Source organism: Pseudomonas sp. MF6776, assembly GCF_016613125.1.
Classification (GTDB): Bacteria; Pseudomonadota; Gammaproteobacteria; order Pseudomonadales; family Pseudomonadaceae; genus Aquipseudomonas; species Aquipseudomonas iridis.
Genome location: NZ_JAENSQ010000017.1, coordinates 1 through 17,653 on the forward strand (window position 1 = coordinate 1; position 17,653 = coordinate 17,653).

15 protein-coding genes and 1 pseudogene are annotated in these 17,653 nt (G+C 52.4%); 7 read left to right on the plus strand and 9 right to left on the minus strand.

The window, feature by feature from the left end:
• A pseudogene (locus JJD74_RS19020) lies at positions 1–117 on the plus strand (IS30 family transposase); the annotation flags it as partial.
• Between the two features lie 2 nt (positions 118–119).
• Here JJD74_RS19020 and flgB read toward each other — a convergent pair.
• Complete coding sequence (flgB, locus tag JJD74_RS19025; protein ID WP_200616558.1) at positions 120–488, minus strand: flagellar basal body rod protein FlgB; 369 nt, start codon at positions 486–488, stop codon at positions 120–122.
• Between the two features lie 352 nt (positions 489–840).
• On the opposite strand from flgB, the gene JJD74_RS19030 reads away from it, so the two are divergent.
• The 6 genes from JJD74_RS19030 to JJD74_RS19055 all read left to right on the plus strand — a co-directional run bounded on the left by JJD74_RS19030 (position 841) and on the right by JJD74_RS19055 (position 5,635).
• On the plus strand, positions 841–1,047 hold the full coding sequence (locus JJD74_RS19030) for a co-regulatory protein PtrA N-terminal domain-containing protein (RefSeq protein WP_200616559.1): 207 nt from the start codon (positions 841–843) through the stop codon (positions 1,045–1,047).
• A gap of 176 nt (positions 1,048–1,223) precedes the next feature.
• Positions 1,224–3,161 (plus strand): copper resistance system multicopper oxidase, encoded by a 1,938-nt coding sequence (locus JJD74_RS19035; RefSeq protein WP_200616560.1) that lies wholly within the window; start codon positions 1,224–1,226, stop codon positions 3,159–3,161.
• Between the two features lie 12 nt (positions 3,162–3,173).
• Positions 3,174–3,422 (plus strand): hypothetical protein, encoded by a 249-nt coding sequence (locus JJD74_RS19040; RefSeq protein WP_200616561.1) that lies wholly within the window; start codon positions 3,174–3,176, stop codon positions 3,420–3,422.
• Positions 3,394–4,365: a copper resistance protein B gene (locus JJD74_RS19045; protein WP_200616562.1), complete on the plus strand. Its 972-nt coding sequence runs from the start codon at positions 3,394–3,396 to the stop codon at positions 4,363–4,365. The genes JJD74_RS19040 and JJD74_RS19045 overlap by 29 nt, the downstream gene beginning before the upstream one ends.
• 9 nt (positions 4,366–4,374) lie before the next feature.
• A complete protein-coding gene (locus JJD74_RS19050; RefSeq protein ID WP_234451802.1) occupies positions 4,375–5,178 on the plus strand; it encodes a c-type cytochrome in 804 nt (267 codons plus the stop codon).
• A complete protein-coding gene (locus tag JJD74_RS19055; RefSeq protein ID WP_234451803.1) occupies positions 5,168–5,635 on the plus strand; it encodes a DUF411 domain-containing protein in 468 nt (155 codons plus the stop codon). The genes JJD74_RS19050 and JJD74_RS19055 overlap by 11 nt, the downstream gene beginning before the upstream one ends.
• Positions 5,636–5,940: 305 nt before the next feature.
• Here JJD74_RS19055 and JJD74_RS19060 read toward each other — a convergent pair whose 3' ends face one another.
• The 8 genes from JJD74_RS19060 to JJD74_RS19095 form a co-directional block, all read right to left on the minus strand.
• Positions 5,941–6,282, minus strand: coding sequence for a DUF2790 domain-containing protein (locus JJD74_RS19060; protein WP_200616564.1), 342 nt, complete (start codon positions 6,280–6,282; stop codon positions 5,941–5,943).
• A 178-nt stretch (positions 6,283–6,460) separates the two neighbouring features.
• Positions 6,461–8,092, minus strand: a complete 1,632-nt coding sequence (locus JJD74_RS19065; protein ID WP_234451804.1) for a TnsD family Tn7-like transposition protein — start codon at positions 8,090–8,092, stop codon at positions 6,461–6,463.
• Between the two features lie 381 nt (positions 8,093–8,473).
• Entirely contained in the window at positions 8,474–10,141 is a 1,668-nt protein-coding gene (locus JJD74_RS19070) for a TnsD family Tn7-like transposition protein (protein WP_200616566.1), read from the minus strand.
• A gap of 16 nt (positions 10,142–10,157) precedes the next feature.
• A complete protein-coding gene (locus tag JJD74_RS19075; protein WP_042556883.1) occupies positions 10,158–11,618 on the minus strand; it encodes an ATP-binding protein in 1,461 nt (486 codons plus the stop codon).
• Positions 11,615–13,783 carry a Mu transposase C-terminal domain-containing protein gene (locus JJD74_RS19080; RefSeq protein WP_200616567.1) on the minus strand — a complete coding sequence of 723 codons (2,169 nt, stop codon included), beginning with the start codon at positions 13,781–13,783 and terminating at the stop codon, positions 11,615–11,617. Before JJD74_RS19080 ends, JJD74_RS19075 begins: the two co-directional genes overlap by 4 nt.
• Positions 13,780–14,634: a TnsA endonuclease N-terminal domain-containing protein gene (locus JJD74_RS19085; RefSeq protein WP_200616568.1), complete on the minus strand. Its 855-nt coding sequence runs from the start codon at positions 14,632–14,634 to the stop codon at positions 13,780–13,782. Before JJD74_RS19085 ends, JJD74_RS19080 begins: the two co-directional genes overlap by 4 nt.
• A gap of 281 nt (positions 14,635–14,915) precedes the next feature.
• Positions 14,916–16,748, minus strand: coding sequence for a glutamine--fructose-6-phosphate transaminase (isomerizing) (glmS, locus tag JJD74_RS19090; protein ID WP_200616569.1), 1,833 nt, complete (start codon positions 16,746–16,748; stop codon positions 14,916–14,918).
• A gap of 2 nt (positions 16,749–16,750) precedes the next feature.
• The gene (locus tag JJD74_RS19095) at positions 16,751–17,527 is read right to left on the minus strand and encodes a DeoR/GlpR family DNA-binding transcription regulator (protein WP_042556887.1); all 777 of its coding nucleotides are present in this window, start codon (positions 17,525–17,527) and stop codon (positions 16,751–16,753) included.
• Positions 17,528–17,653: the final 126 nt, after the last annotated feature.

Sequence of the window (17,653 nt, forward strand, 5' to 3'; positions counted from 1 at the left end):
ACCGTCGAAGCCGTCAATCGGACAGTAGCGAGGATCAATCTACGCCCGCGCAAGCGCTTGGGCTGGAAGACGCCGTACGAAGTGCATACAGGGGTGAGCGTTGCACTTATGTGTTGAATTCAGGTAGTAAAAGCGCCGTCGAAACGTATTCCGTTTTCTGTGTACTTTGCGATCTCAACCGGCTGATCCACGGTATTTTGATCAATGGCAGGTTGAGCGGGTGTGCTGTAAAGCAAAGCATCTCCGTAAATATCACTTGCTGACTCTTGTTCGGTTATGTGTTTTACATTTGTTGTCCTCAAAGAAAAGGGAGTAGCAGTAGTTTCTTTTGTTTGGCTTGCAAGCACAGTAGAAAAATCTAAGTCCCGGGCCTTGAAATTCGGCGTATCAGCGTTTGCAATATTGTTACTCAGGATTTCAGCTCTTTGATTACGATATTTTAATGCTCTTTCTGCGGGGCCAAGCGCTTTTTCGAAACTAATACTCAAGCAATAATCCTCAACAAGCTCACTTAATTTACTACGCGATACCTCCGGATTCACATTTCTGACCAGTAGAGGTTCAAAGACGTAGTCACCTTGAGTAACGAAAACCTACAAAGTTTCGCCCGTTGATATTGTTAGTGAGTAAATATCGATGCGAGCTGGAAGACCGAGACCTTAAGGATTAAATACGGTGTCCTTCAAGAGAAATATCGCAACCTGACGCAACTGTAATATTGGCCTAAGCTTCCCGACAGCGGGTGAGTCTTATAGTCCTATTGAGCCTAATGCTCACCCGCTACCAATCAATGCACCATTGGATTCAGGGGCGGCCAGTACTGATCTGAGGAAACCCCAAATGAACACTATCAAATCCTTGTTCGTCATCGCTGCTCTGACCATTTCATCTTTGGCTATGGCTGAGGGCGGTGGAGATCGGACTTTCGCACGTATGGAATTGGCCAGGAATAATTCGATGGAATCGTACCAGGTAGCTCAAACGCAGAGCTCTCAACCGCCTGTCGCTGAGAGCAAAGCGAAAGCGATGGATCATAAAAACTGCTGAACGATTAGGCGCGCGGCCAAGCTGACAGAAATGTAATCACTAAGGTGGTTTAGATGTGGCAATTTCTGAGCTCGCTTGCTGTAAAAATTCGTCTTTTTAACGGTAAGCGAAGCTCATCTTGCCAACTCACGGGTTGTTTTGAACGGCTCCCTTTTGACTGATTGGAAATAAACGGCATGCATTCCAAAACCTCTAGACGGACATTCGTTAAAGGCCTGGCCGCCGGCGGCATCCTTGGCGGCCTTGGTCTGTGGCGCACTCCTGTATGGGCAGTGACCAGTCCAGGCCTGCCGAGCGTCCTCACCGGCAACGAATTTGATCTGTTTATTGGTGAAACCCCTGTAAACATCACCGGCTCGCCGCGCACGGCCATGACCATCAATGGATCATTGCCAGGACCCTTGCTGCGTTGGCGCGAAGGAGAGACAGTCACACTGCGTGTGAAAAATCGCTTGGACCAGGACACTTCCATCCATTGGCACGGGATCATCCTGCCGGCCAATATGGACGGCGTACCCGGATTAAGCTTCCATGGCATCGCACCCGACGGTATGTACGAGTACAAATTCAAGGTCCATCAGAACGGTACGTATTGGTATCACAGCCACTCAGGCTTACAGGAGCAGGCAGGCGTTTACGGGCCAATCGTTATCGACTCGAAAGAACCTGAACCTTTTCAATACAACCGCGACTACGTGGTGATGTTGACTGACTGGACCGATGAAGATCCTAGTCGCGTCATGGCGAAGCTTAAGAAGCAATCTGACTACTACAACCACCACAAGCGTACCGTTGGCGATTTCATCGACGATGTCAGCAAGCAAGGCTGGTCATCTGCCGTAGCCGACCGAAAGATGTGGGCAGAAATGAAAATGAACCCCACTGACCTCGCAGACGTCAGTGGAGATACTTACACCTACCTCATGAATGGCCAGGCGCCCAACGGAAACTGGACCGGTATTTTCAAACCGGGTGAGAAGCTGCGCCTTCGTTTTATTAACGGCTCGGCGATGAGCTATTTCGACGTTCGAATTCCTGGCTTGAAAATGACCGTTGTGGCCGCCGACGGCCAACACGTCAAACCGGTCAGCGTCGACGAATTCCGCATCGCTGTAGCTGAAACGTATGACGTGATAGTTGAGCCCGCCAGTGAAGAGGCTTACACCATCTTCGCCCAGTCTATGGACAGAACCGGGTATGCACGCGGAACCCTCGCAGTTCGCGAAGGATTAAAGGCACAAGTGCCTGCGATCGACCCTAGGCCTCTTTTGTCCATGGATGACATGGGAATGGGCGGTATGGCTGGTATGGACCATGGCAGCATGGCTGGTATGGGCAGCGGCGACATGTCCGGCATGGCTGGCATGGATCACAGCAAAATGGGGGGCATGGACCAAAGTGACATGACCGGCATGGACGGCGGTGATATGACTAGCATGGCTGGTATGGACAAAGGCGACATGGCCAACATGGCTGGCATGGACCATAGCAAGATGGCGGGCATGGATAAAGGCGATATGTCCAACATGGCCGGCATGGATCACAGCAAGATGGCAGGAATGGGCGGTATGAGCGGTATGGGTGGAGAAATGCAGACTCACCCAGCCTCCGAAACCAACAACCCCTTGGTTGATATGCAAGCCATGACCCCGACGCCAAAGCTAAACGATCCAGGCATCGGTTTGCGGAACAATGGTCGTCGAGTCCTCACCTATTCAGACCTGAAAAGCACTTTCCAGGACCCTGATGGCCGCGAGCCCAATCGCACCATTGAGCTTCATCTGACCGGTCACATGGAGAAGTTTTCCTGGTCCTTTAATGGCATCAAATTCTCTGACGCCGAGCCGCTTCGTCTGAAGTATGGGGAGCGCCTGCGTATCACCCTGGTGAACGACACCATGATGACCCACCCCATCCACCTTCACGGCATGTGGAGCGACCTTGAAGATGAGAACGGCAAGTTCATGGTGCGCAAGCACACAATCGACATGCCACCAGGTACCAAGCGCAGCTATCGAGTCACCGCTGATGCCTTAGGTCGCTGGGCCTATCACTGCCACCTGCTTTTCCATATGGAAATGGGCATGTTCCGTGAAGTACGGGTTGATGAGTAAAGGAGACGATCTGTGAGCACATACCTAAATCGTAAATCGCTGGTCGGTTGCCTCTTTGCCGTCGGCTTGATGGCTGGACTCTCATCCGTGGCGCTGGCAGTCGAAGATAGTAGTGATCATTCACCCGCTACTCCTGCGAAAGCAACGAGCAAGCCTCCAACTTCGACAAATGAGTCAAAGCCCGATCACGGGTCAATGGATCACAGCAAGATGAGCCATGAGTCGATGGGTCATGACCAAAAAACCAAAAAGGCAGATTGAGATCATGACCAGTAAGTTTTTACGTCCAACGTTGATGGCACTGGCAGTCTCTACCAGTCCTGCTTTCTCTTTCATGGCCCAGGCGGCAGAAGAGATGGATCACTCCAAGATGGATCACGGCTCGATGGGAGCTATGGACCATAGCAAGATGGGGGCAATGGATCACAGCAAGATGAGCATGGACAATGGAGCAATGGACGGTATGGAAAGTATGGATGGAGGGGCTACCACCAGCCGAACTCCAATCCCTGTACTGACCGACGCTGACCGTGCAGCCGCGTTCCCTGATGTGGCTGGTCATGGCGTTCACGACAAGAAGGTCAACTCCTTCATGCTGCTGGATAAGTTTGAGTACCAGGATGCTGACAACGGTAGTGCGTTGGCCTGGGATGCAAAAGGATGGATCGGCGGTGACGTTGACCGACTGTGGTTGCGTTCGGAAGGCGAACGTACCAATGGCGTAACGGAAAACGCTGAACTCTCAGCACTTTGGGGCCACTCCATCGGTCCATGGTGGGATGTCGTCACCGGCGTACGACAAGACTTCAAGCCCGGATCACCACAGACTTGGGGAGCGCTCGGTATTCAGGGCATGGCCCTCTATAACTTTGAAGCCGAAGCGACTGCCTATATCGGTGAGAACGGTCAAACCGCTGCTAGATTGGAAGGCGACTACGACATTCTGTTGACCAATCGATTGATTTTGCAGCCGACGGCCGAGGTCAATTTTTACGGAAAGAATGATCCCCAGCGCGGCATTGGTTCCGGATTAGCAAACACCGAAGTGGGGCTCCGATTGCGTTATGAGATTGTCCGCCAATTTGCCCCTTATATCGGGGTGAGCTGGAGCCGTTCCTATGGCAATACGGCAGACTTTGCACGCGAAGAAGGTGAAGATGCCAGCGAGGCTCGCTTTGTCGCCGGTATTCGGATGTGGTTTTGAGAACCGAGCATGAAAATAACACTGAAGGCACTGATAGCTGCTGGTCTGGCCACCGTTTCAGCGGCTGCCGGCGTGGTGTATTTCGGTGTGATCAATGTCGGGGCGGATGATCCGCACTCCGCCCCCGTCTACGCGCTACTTTCTATTGCCCGGGATCGCTCGATAGAAGTGCGGTCGCGCGACATTGAGATCCCCGACCTAAGCCAAGAAGCACTCATCCGTGAAGGTGCTGGCAACTACAACTCTATGTGTGTCGGTTGCCATTTGGCTCCGGGTCTTGTAGGCACGGAATTGAGTAACAGCCTTTACCCCGCACCTCCGAATCTTTCGAAACTGGGCGTCGATGGGAACCCCGCCGCAGCTTTTTGGATCATCAAGCACGGAATCAAATCCACAGGCATGCCCGCGTGGGGCAAAAGCATGGCCGATCCCTACATATGGGGGATGGTCGCATTTCTCCAGCAGCTTCCCTCAATGGATGCAGAGCAATACAAAGCTCTGATCACGAGTAGCGGTGGCCATCAACACGGTGGTGGCGAAAGCGTGATGCACAACCATGAAGGTCAGCATGGAGCTTCCCAGGGGCAAAGTGGTGCAGGTCCTGCCGACCAGAGCGCGGAGGTCCGCGCTCATGATGACGAGAAAAACAAGGCACATGCCCATGGCCACTCCGCAGCGCCGCCTTTAAATGAGCCTGCTGACCACGCCGATCATAAGATTAGGGAAGCTTCAGATGATGCAGTCCCGACTCCAACCGTACAGCTCAAAACACATACACATACTGATGGGAAGGAACATACCCATGCTAAATAACTTTCTTCGTCGCAGACGGGCACTTCGTCTCGCTGCTTTCGTGGCTCTGTTCATCAGTTCAGCCAGTCATGCGGCAGAGTCACTGACGATTGATGTCCATCGCGACGCTAACTGTGGGTGCTGCAAGAAGTGGATCCAGCACCTTGAAGCTAACGGCTTCACCGTCGTTGATCATGTAGAAACCAACATGAGCGCGGTCAAGCAGGATCTCGGTGTTGCTCCACGACTCTCGTCCTGCCACACAGCAATGATCAATGGAAAATTTGTTGAAGGTCACGTGCCCGCCGAGCAAATCATTGCGATGAGCAAACGTGACGACCTTCTTGGGATCGCCGTTCCTGGCATGCCGGCCGGCTCCCCAGGAATGGAAGTGGACGGGAAACATGACGCTTATAAGGTAATCGGCTTGTCCAAAGCAGGCACAGACCACGTCATTGCTGAATACCCCGGAAATTGATCTTCTAACATTGTTCCTGCATGGTCAGGGTCATAGCCGTGCAGAGGACATAGCTCATTTCGAACGTAAAAAAGGCGCCACTAGGGCGCCTAAACCGCCTCCCAAACCAAAGGAAAAACAAGGAGGCGGGATGTATCTGGTGGTTGAGCAATACTTCAAAGCGCGTTAGAAACCTTTCAACTGACAGAGATGATTTCATAAAACGGATAACTTCAGCCTGTCCTGAAAATTATTTCTACGTCAGCGGACAGTAAGCTTGTTCGGACAAACGGAAAATTATGCTGCGCTTAAATAACTCGCATGGTCTAGCTTCCATGTGGGCAGTTGTCGGCCATAACCATATATTCCACGGTGTTAAGCTCGCCGGTAGAGTCTTCGAAGGTCATGCGCGAAGGAGCAACACCACAGGTTTTATTGGCTTGTGTGACACTGATGACCTTCTGGATATCGAGGTTCATACCATATTCATAATGAACAATTTCAGGAGGAGTCTTACCGTTTCTTGAGGCATATTGTTCCATTGCCTGTTGGTTCTCTTGCATCATTCGACCATACACGCGGTCACCGCCTCCTTCAGCCATGGCTAATGAAGATAAGGTCAAAATCGAAGCGACGCAGAACACTTTTATTGCTGTTATTGCTTTCATGATTTTCTCCTAAAGCTCAATTTTCTGAGTTAAAGAGTAACAAGTGAAAGCTTTCAGAAAGCTGCCGCGAAGGTTACTAATGTGAAAGGGGAACCCTACTCCGCGTTTACGCTTTCAAGCCGGATGGCATTTTTGTTATCACCAAATGTTGGCAGACGCTGACGGAACACAGATGACCTCAAAAGGTTATTGGAACTGGTGGCCCCGCCCAATTCCTAGATACGCCGGTAGATCTGAGCAAGGCCTCCGCGTCGACCCCGTTTCTTGCTAGGCTTTCCAGATCCCACTCGAAGAAACTGGAAAATACCAGGAAAACCTTGCTTGCTACCGCCGAAGTCAATCTTACCGTCGAGTAATTCACCGGGAGCTTCATCCTGATGAGTTCAGAGACAGTCCATACCAAAGTTCTTAGACGGAAATGCCATACTGACTCTTGATGAATCTTTATCTGTTGATAAGTAAGGGGGAACCTCTGCTTGCGTAGATCCAGCTCATGAGGTAACGAACCTGGGAGTAGCGATTGCAAATTCCGAATGTTCACTCTCTTCGGATCTTTTGTAACTTTATATAGCTCATCTACGCCCGCTTCGATAAGGGCCGCATACGCGCCGTCTCTTGAGTCGACAGACTTTTCGACCGTAACTGCAACTTTTTTAGGTGCACGGAGTTTTGCCATTAACCATGCGTTATCATTTTCTAGAATCCATTGCGTAGGTTTGTACGCCTTCTTCCAGAGGTACTCGACATCGGCGTCGTTACGTAGCGCTAAAAGCAACTCAATTTTTTGGCGATACCTAGTTTTTTGGCTAGGATGCGATTCTTCGACTTTGGGCGCTCGCGGAGAAACAGAGGCACTCAGCAGAATAGACTCATTCTTCAGAGCCTCTTCAAAGTCATCTGCACTGGAAAACAAATGAAGAGCAATGATCAAATGTCGCGCGAGCGGCATATTTAGCTGACCTTTGTCTGATTTTAGCCGGATCCATTGCTCATGCTTCCCGGTGTTATAGGCTGGATCAATCTGCGACAAAAGCTCATCGCCGTAAGCGCTTTGGATGCTATCGAATAGTTTTGCGATACCTGCATTTTTTCCGAAAATAAATCCGCGTTTCTTGCATTGGCGGACGTAGCACGAACTTAATACCGTACTGCCTATCGGAGGAATATTGCGTTGCAAGATATCGTGTGCGAACAGGGCGACTTTCTGTTCCAGTTTTGAGCCCTTGTGAGTCGCTGCGCTGTTTAAGGGGCTCCAACCGCATGCGCATGGCTCAGTCAGATTGGGAAGTAACTTCAATTTTCGGTAGAACGGGCGAGAGCACTCGGGGCAGGCATGGATCAGTGCGTCGCCATGACGCCAACAGACGGCAACACCGGGTATTTGGTGAGATCGATGCCAGTAGGCAGAACCCCGATCAATCAAATCCTCCTGAACGCAGGTAGGACAAATCTTAGCCTTGCCATGGGTGGACTCTTCTCTGCGGGGCACCCGTACCACCCCGTCATAGCCCAGCGGTCCTACGTTGTTCTCCGGACCCTGCTTAACCCCAAGAAAAGGTCGGTAAGCAGGAAAAGTGGTATTGCTACTGATCAGCTCTGCGAGATTGCTCTCCGATTGCCCCGGCAGTCTGTGGGCGAGCCTCTCGATCTGATTGGGTACGATGCCACCAATGCAAAAGGGTTTCGATGCGAACAAATCGCGGTAGGTTTCTGTCGCGGTTCTGTTGCCTGACAGATAGTGATATCGGGTGACACGAGAGTGCAGCATTTCATCCGGCATCGACACGGGGAAAAACAATAGATCAGACATCATTTACCGATTAAAGGTAGGGCTCGAAGAGAATATGCATCCGGGGGCAGTATATATGCAACCCGTCAAATTCTGTATCCGGTATCGATTTGGAAATGATACCCAGCGGCTCAACTTTTAATCGTAGTGAAATCATCTAAGCCCTGCCGCGATCGTACTCTTGAATACAAAACACGTATCGATAACCCGCGCAGGTCAGCCCATGGCGATTGCAAAACTATTTCTGTTGATCGCGGGTTAATACGTTTTACTTGCTGGTCGTGGTCATCCAGCGTATGCCGTAGCTATTCTGGAAGGTGCAAATTTTCATTAACAGAAAAATAATGTGTTTACGTTGAATTAAATTCAGAACTTTTTAGATCGAGGGAATGGCTGGCTGGATTACAGCCTGGGCCGAATGCTCGCGACCCTGTAGAGCGAAGAGCGTGATATAGGCTTGCCCTCCGAGAGCAATTTGCGTCTAGCCCATCGCAGACGCCTATTGTGAAAGCCTTCGATTGATTCACATATTTTGTCGAGCATTGCTGCACAGAGAGGAAGCTTGCAGAGCTGCTTTTCGAAGCGAGACAGAACATGAAGCTCCCGGCCAATTCTGGTACGCGAGATGCGGACAGGCTTACCCGCAAGAGCATAAAGCGCTTCAGCACACTGACGGACTTCGCGGGCCAGTCTTGCATCGAGGGCAGCGAACATTTCGGTGCTATTTAGACGGGGCGTACGATGGGGGCTTGGGTTTACAGTTGACTCCGAAAGCCACTGCCTATCGTGGCGATACAGCCACGCATACCCCCTGCATGCATGTGCTTTGTAAAAGCGATAATCAGCCTCGAAAGCCGCGCGTCTTGCGCATAGCTCAATGTGAAATCGTGCCTCTCTCCAAGCACCTTGCCCGCCGGCTACATTTCGGATGTGACGATAGACATACGCCAATGAAACGCCTAGAACGGCAGCGATCTTTTTGGAATCAGCTCCCTCAAGAGCATGTTTCCACACAGCGGCTGACGAACAGTCCAGGCCTTCACCAGGAATCACCGGAGAAAGGCGCGTGTGAAGTTGAATGTGAGTTATCGGACCACACGCCACTGCCTGTTTCACCGGGCGTTGACCATGCAGCAAGCTCACCATGTCAATGCCCAGAGCACCGGCCAATAAAATGTATTTGAGCGGATGGTGGGAGGTTATTGGCGTACGAAACAGCTTCGTGACCCATGAGGCGGGTGTGTCTGCACGAACTTCTCCGAGTATAGAAAATTCCCATTCTCGCGGGAGTGCAGCAAAAAAATCGGCCATGTGCTGCGCCAGCATGTGCAGGTGCAAGCGATGGTTATTAGAGGCAAGGTTAAGCTGCGTTGCCCTTTGTAAAAGCGTGTAGCGCACCGCCTCCGCTGACAAAGCACTGACTTCAGACTCGATGACCTGAAGTGAGCGCAACGCTATTTCGTGAAGCGGCGGCATGCTCAACGACGGGGTATCGAGACGTACCGTGTGAGCTTGCACATTCTCATCACTCGGCAGATTGAGTTGTCGAGAGCTGCGGCTGGACCAGCGAGGATCAAGGATACTAAGTGACGTGCCGTGATGCGGACATACCAGCACGCCTGGAAGCATGTGAACCCTGTGCCAGTAAGCAACTCCCCGTTGGGCCTGATCTTGGGCGATACATTCTGGGCATAACCGCACTCGGGAGGCGAATCCAATACGGCTCGCGTTGACGCCCAGCTTCAACATCAAACCCTTCCCATCGGCAGTCATCAGCGTCCGAGCGTGTTCTACCTGGCTCATAGTCAAAAACGGCGCATAGTAGGGTAATAGCGTGTGACGCATGAGGACCTCGGCTATCGATAGCTCGGTACCGCTGGGTAGCGCGTCGACAAACTCCCCTAAATGACTTGGGAATGCCACATTTTGCGAAAATGCTACCGCCGATTTCAGGCCGGCAAATGCTGCTTGGCAATTGCGAACACCGCAAAGACGGGCGTAGCGAGATATCACGCTGTGCAGCGTCTCATCGGGGAACGCGGTGGGGAAGAAATGGAGTTTAAGGTGCACTTCGCCACCCCCCGACTCACGCTTTGTGATACATCGGTGAGAACTCAAACAAGTCCTCGTTGAGCCAGCCCGCAGCTCGCAGAGCATCGAGGGGAGCGTCCTGTTCGCTTAGGGCTTTAGCCTCTGAGTTTTCCACACCAGTTGCAATCGGCGATGGGTGATCCTTCGCAAGAATGGTTGGAGATTGGTCTGCCGGCTTCTCACGGGACACAACGCTTCGAAGCAAGGCGAGGCGATCCTCTCGTGCCAAACCGTCGAAGACCATCATTTCGCTCAGCTGATCCTCAATCGGCAGCAAATCGTCGAACTGCCGCATCCGCTTCGGATCTCGGCTACGCAGAGCTGAAAGGGCTGGCTTTAGAATCTGCATTTTTGAGTTGCTTACCTTCACCAGGACCTCGGCAGTCAGACACTCCGAGCCACTCTGGACCGCATAACGCTGACTCAATACCAGCAGCTTGACCAGGAAATCTGTGACGCCTTGAGTATGCTCATACAGCGTGTCGAAAATCTCGTCAGTCAGCTCAGCAGTCTGCTTGCACCACTGATAGCTCCAGAGATTTTCGACTAACAACCGCCACTCCTCATCCTCTTTTTCGAATCGTTTGAATTCCAGCGTACCGGCACCACAGACTCGGCGGGCAGTCCGCATGGCTTCTGAGAACAGGCTAATCGTAGAGTTCGTGCCACTGAAAACGACCGGGATACCAATGTTGTTAACCAAGTGCAGAAAGAAATTCAGCATGCTCTCCTTACCACCGGTTTTCGCCAGGTGGAGGTTTTGCAGCTCGTCGATTAACAAGGCGCCGATGAAAAACGTGCTGGCCACCTGCTCCATCTGTTGCAGCGCATCATTGATGTTTCGATGCCTGTAGCGCTTGTGATAGTCCTTGTCTCCTAGAGCGTCACCAACCGCATAAAAAAACTGCTGGCAAAATCCAGCCAGCGATCCATCCCGAGGGCAGTCAAGCTTCAGCCAAGTGATTTGGGTATGAACAAACTGCTTTCCCTCATAGCGCTCATGACGGATTGTCTGTGGATAAAGGCTCAAAATGGCGTGGAGTGCCGTCGACTTGCCAATGCCGCTCAGGCCGACGACGGTAAACGTTTCGGCAGTGGACTTGAACGCATCGTGGTAACGCTGAGCCCCCGATAAAGAATGCAAATGCCGGACGGTAGCGGGCGACATCGGGTTACGCCCAACATACCCTCGACGGATGAGCAGTGAAAACAGGGCCTCCAGTTCCAGGTGTAACAAAAACGGCTGTACCACGGTTCTTAATCGGTCGATACAGTGAATTCGAGTGGATCCTTCGAGGGTCAGCTCTTTCGGATCCACCGGCTGAGGAAAATTCGAGATCAGCTCAATAGCCGCCGCCTCCGACAATATAGGAGGCAAAGCTTCGATAAGCGGATTGCCCGCATACTCACTTATGTCCTGTTTGACGTAATTGGCAAACGTCTGCGCACCTTTCATTTTGCCTGTCCTGGCCGAATTCTTTTGAGCAAATCGATAACTTGCGCAGTGCGCTCGCCGGCATATGAGTCATGCGCTTTCGGTGTCGATTCAGATTGAAGTGAAGCTGGCTCCGCCCTGACGCCTTCAGGAACAGCCGCATTTTCACGCTCACGGAGACGTTCTTCTGCGCGGTTCTCGCGGATGTTTCCAGTGGCCTCTGCCTTCGTGGGCGGAGCAGGTTCCAATTTTCGTTCTGCGAGCGCATGGCTGATGATCTGGTGGACCTGATCGCTAAGCTGCACACGGCTTTCCAGCTCGGCTCGCCGGTGAGTAGGCGGTTTTTGGCGATAGGCTTCGAGCAGATCAAAAATCTCGTCCGAGCGGTAATTCGCGTAACCGGCGTCCGATCGTCGAAGATCACAGCGGATAAACTGCTTGGCCTCTCCCTGGATCCAGATGTGCGCCGCAGAGTTCGGATCGAACCAACACTCTATTGACCAAACGCCCCCTTTGCGAGCCTTGGCAAACCAATCTTTCTCTATGGCCATATCACAAACGTAGTGCATGCCGCGAAACATCACGCCGCCCTTTTGAACGGTCGCGCGCTCGCGCGGCAAGAGATGGAGGTAAACCAGCTCGTCGGGACGTTTGTTGGATTCGATCAGGTCGTTTTCGCAGGCCCAATTCCATATCCCGTTGGGCGTAGGTTCAACACCGTCATTCATCATCGCCTGAGTCAGTCGGTCAGGCTGTCGATGGTGCCGGTTATAGTGGAGCACGCAATTGATGAGGATCTGGGTGAACTCTTTGAGGTTTAGCGTGGCATCGAGCCGGTAATCTCGCTCGCCTCGCTCTTTGTCTCGCGCAGCTACCCCGCCAGGTAGCCATCTGATACCCGTCAAATCATTCAAAATGCCAAACCGACTTTCTACCATAGGCTTCCAATCAGGCCGATAAGGCGGAGCCGTGCCCATCTCAATTCCCAAGCCTGACGATAGCCCCTCTGCTGCCAGTGACAACATCTCTCCCCTGTCGGCGTAAATCTGGTGGGGCAGGTGGTGACAATTCCAATCATCTGAATTGATTTCAACGCCGTTCTGAGCGCAGAACTCGACTTTGGGCGTAAACGCGTTGAACAGCGCTTGCCTCGCCCCGTTCCAACTGGGACCTTCCAATCCTACATAGAGGCCAACAATCATTCCGGAGAAACTATCCACAACGATATAAACTACGGGCCGGCCAATGAGCATCCGTCTGGAATAGCTATTGACCAAATAAATATCGGCAATAGTTGCGTCGATTTCGAACTGATGACACGGTCCACGCAGCCAATCGCGAACGGTACCTGAAAGCGGACGGCAGTCCTTTAACCACTTCCTCAACCCTTTACGGCCACGCTCGGTTTCAATTTCGTCGAAAAAAATCTGTCCCCAATATCTGAATTGCCTCAGGCTGGGCAGCTCTAAGCTAGGTAGCAAACGAAGCTCTTCTTCACTGTTTTTAGAGATGTCTCGAACCGAGTAGAATCTCCTCAACATTTCGTCATATGCGCTCGAAATAGAAGATTTTTTATCTTTCACATAAAGGGCATACCCAACTCGGATGCATCGTTTATCAATCGCACTGAGCATCTTGGAAGGCGCAGTAAGAACGCCTTGAAACTTAGGCTTTCGCCCTGGAGGCCTACTTGGATCATATTTTCTATCGGCAACACCTACCGCCGAGTAATTATTAAGCAATGCGTTACGAACTTGACCATAAAACCAATATCGGTAAAGAAGCCGATAAATAGTTTTTCGCTGGATTCCAAGCTCTGACGCCCGTTTGCTAACAAGCCGGCCTAACTCCCCCCGTACAAATATTTGTCCTGGATATTCAGGATCTAGCAGAGGGGCTATGACAGCCCACTTTTCGTCCCGGCCTTGCTTGGCTCTCTCATCCAGCTGGTCCTCAAGGACAAGCATGAACTCGGGGGTGGTAATGGCTGCTGGTTTCGTGTGACCAGACGCTAACGAACGACGCAACTCTTCGAGACCAATGGCGTAGGGCTGCCGGGGTGGGTCTGCTAGATCTATCACCACAGCCAAGTCATGCGTTTCATCTTGGTAAATGAGCCTAGCTTTCGTAGCGATGACTGACAGATCGGTAACAGGCTCAAAAATCTCATTAACGAGGACAGTCATGACATTTTCTCCTTCAACGATCCTTGGACAGGGATCTGGAAAACTTCGAATTCAGGAACTAGACCAGTAAGGTGGAGAGGAGTGTTAATCAAATCTATTTTCAGTACCTTGTTCCAAACCAGATGGAAGAAAATTGCCTGAGCGTCTAGATAGGAAATGGACAGAAGGGACGCTATTTTTCTTAGACAGGTGGCCAAAGTCCAAGAATATTCCCGGCTGTTTGCTAGGCACTCGATAAAACTCGAATGCAAAGGGACTTTCATTAAATCGCGAGGGAGCTTCGAGTATTTTCTGATTAGTCCAAGATTTTTTATCAAATCTCGTGTAAAAAATTCGTCTGTGACGATTTTCCAGTCAACACCTTGGCTTTGCCAAAAGCGCTTCTCAATCTCAAGTTTTTCAAGCGTGCGTTTACTTCCTTTGCCAACTAAATCGGAACGATACTTCACCGTTCTAGCTACCGACTTAAAGTTTCCGTTCAAGTCCTTAACAGTTAGCAGAAAATCTGTTGTCATTACATAGGGCAGTGTTGTTCTAGGGTATCTTGGATAACCTACGTCTATTGCCGACGCTATCGCTTGCGCACGCTCTGTGGGTAGCAACGGGTATTGCTCACGGATATCCACGATGTCTTCAGAAAACTCACACACAAGAAAGTACGAACGCTCGAGATCTGACAGTAGGTGATGAATCCTCTCGATCTTCACACCTTGGATTTTGTGCGAACGACCTATCGACGGGACATCTTGTACCCGCAGCCAAGGCACGTAGCTTGCCCCGGCGCCTTCGCCAAATCCATTTGCAATGTGCCGTTCAATGTCCTGCTGTGATGCAAACTTACGACCTCGCAACCCACGCCTCCTCAGTCGATGCGGACCGCTTCACCTCACGCCGAGAAAAGTCGTAGAAGAACACGACCGCCGTAGCGGCCATATTCAAAGCATTTTCTAGACTACACCCGCAGAGAGTTGAAGCGATGAATCCAGACCAAAGGGAAAGCCTGGAAAGGAAAAACCCCCGTAGATACGGGGGTTTGAGCCTTGTGTCAATCTATGTTCATGAGTGTCAAACTTTATTGTTTTGTGTCAATCTTTATTGTTCAAAACCATCGTCCACATCCATTGTGGATAACTTATTCCACCGTCACCGACTTCGCCAGATTCCGCGGCTGGTCAACGTCCGTGCCCTTCAGCACAGCGACGTAATAGGACAGCAACTGCAGCGGGATGGTGTAGAGGATCGGCGAGAGAATGTCGTGGATGTGCGGCATCTGTACCACGTGGGTGCCTTCGCCATTGGTCATCCCGGCCTTTTCATCGGCGAAGACGACCAGTTCGCCGCCGCGTGCGCGGACTTCCTGCAGGTTGGACTTGAGCTTCTCCAGCAGTTCGTTGTTCGGCGCAACGGTGACCACCGGCATGTCGTTATCCACAAGCGCGAGAGGGCCGTGTTTCAGTTCGCCGGCCGGGTAGGCTTCGGCGTGGATGTAGGAGATTTCCTTGAGTTTCAAGGCACCTTCCATCGCTACCGGGAATTGCGCGCCGCGACCGAGGAACAGGGTGTGGTTTTTCTCGGCGAACAGCTCGGCGACTTTTTCCACAGTACTGTCCATCGCCAGCGCTTCGCCCAAGCGAGCCGGCAGGCGACGCAATTCTTCCACCAGCGTGGCTTCAACGTCCGCCGCCAGGCTGCCGCGCACCTGGCCCAGAGACAGGGTGAGTAGCAACAGACCAACCAGCTGCGTCGTGAACGCTTTGGTCGAGGCGACACCGATTTCGCGACCGGCCTGGGTCAGCAAAGTCATGTCGGATTCGCGCACCAGCGAGCTGATGCCCACGTTGCAGATCGCCAGACTGGCGAGGAAGCCAAGCTCTTTGGCGTTGCGCAATGCGGCCAGGGTGTCGGCAGTTTCGCCGGACTGCGAGATGGTGACGAACAATGTGTCCGGCTGTACAACCACTTTACGATAGCGGAATTCGCTGGCGACTTCGACCTGGCACGGGATCCCTGCCAACTCTTCGAGCCAGTAACGGGCAACCATGCCGGCGTGATAACTGGTGCCGCAGGCAACGATCTGTACATTACGCACCTTGGCGAACAGCTCTGCCGCTTGTGGGCCGAAAGCTTGCACCAGCACTTGGTTGTTGCTCAGGCGACCTTCCAGCGTACGCTGCACCACAGTCGGTTGCTCGTGGATTTCCTTGAGCATGTAGTGGCGAAATTCGCCCTTGTCGGCAGCTTCGGCGCCGTCGGTGTACTGCACGGTCTGGCGCTCGACAGCGGCTCCGCTCACATCCCAGATCTGCACGTTATCGCGGCGAATTTCGGCGATATCGCCTTCTTCCAGGTACATGAAGCGGTCAGTAACCTGACGCAGAGCCAGTTGATCAGAGGCGAGGAAGTTCTCACCCAGACCCAGACCAATCACCAATGGACTGCCACTGCGCGCGGCAACCAGACGATCCGGTTGTTTGCCATTGATCACGGCCAGACCGTATGCACCGTGCAGTTCCTTGACGGTGGCCTTGAGGGCAACAGTCAGATCTGGCTGATCCTTGAGTTTGTGATTCAGCAGGTGAGCGATGACTTCGGTATCGGTATCCGAAGTAAACACGTAACCCAGCGCTTTCAGCTGTTCACGCAGGGCTTCGTGGTTTTCGATGATGCCGTTGTGCACCACCGCGATGTGGCCGGAGAAATGCGGGTGAGCATTGCGCTCGCACGGGGCGCCGTGGGTAGCCCAACGTGTGTGCGCAATACCGAGGCGGCCAACCAGCGGGTGCTCGGCCACCGCGACTTCCAGTTCGCTGACTTTGCCCGGACGGCGCATGCGCTCAAGGGTTTGCTCATTGGTGTACACCGCCACACCGGCGCTGTCATAGCCACGGTATTCCAGGCGTTTGAGACCTTCGAGCAGGATGGCGGTGATATTACGTTCAGCAACTGCGCCGACAATTCCACACATGCTTATTTCTCCTGACTGACAGCCGCGCAAATCACGGTGATACCGCGGGCCTGAATCTGATCGCGTGCATCAACAGGCAGGCGATCATCGGTAATGAGGGTATGGACGCTGCTCCAGGGCAGCTCCAGGTTGGGAATCTTGCGACCGATCTTGTCGGCCTCGACCATCACGATCACTTCACGCGTCACTTCAGCCATGACCCGGCTCAGACCGAGCAGTTCGTTGAACGTGGTCGTACCGCGCGCCAGATCGATGCCATCGGCACCGATAAACAATTGGTCAAAGTCGTAAGAGCGTAGTACTTGCTCAGCCACCTGGCCCTGGAAGGACTCCGAGTGCGGATCCCAGGTGCCGCCGGTCATCAACAACACCGGTTCGTGCTCAAGTTCACTTAAAGCGTTGGCGACGTGCAGGGAGTTGGTCATCACCACCAGACCCGGTTGCTGACCCAGTTCAGGGATCATCGCGGCGGTAGTGCTGCCACTGTCGATGATGATGCGCGCGTGCTCGCGGATGCGTTTTACCGCCGCGCGGGCGATTGCCTGCTTGTACTTGGAAACGCTCTGCGCGGTTTCCGCGACAAGTTCTTGAGGCATGGTGATCGCTCCACCGTAGCGGCGCAGCAATAAACCGTGGCTCTCAAGCGCAGCCAGGTCCTTACGGATCGTAACTTCTGAGGTTTCGAAGCGCTTGGCCAATTCATCCACACTCACCTCCCCCTGCTCGTTGAGCAATGCGAGAATGTTATGGCGGCGTTGAGGCGTGTTGCGTTTCGACATGGCGATGGCTTAAGTTTCGATTCGAAAGATAACGGAAGCAATCAAAACCTATTGACCATAAATCGTCAACCCGGCAAACAAAAAAAATCGCAGACCCCAGCAGTCCTGTGTAGGAGCTGCCGAAGG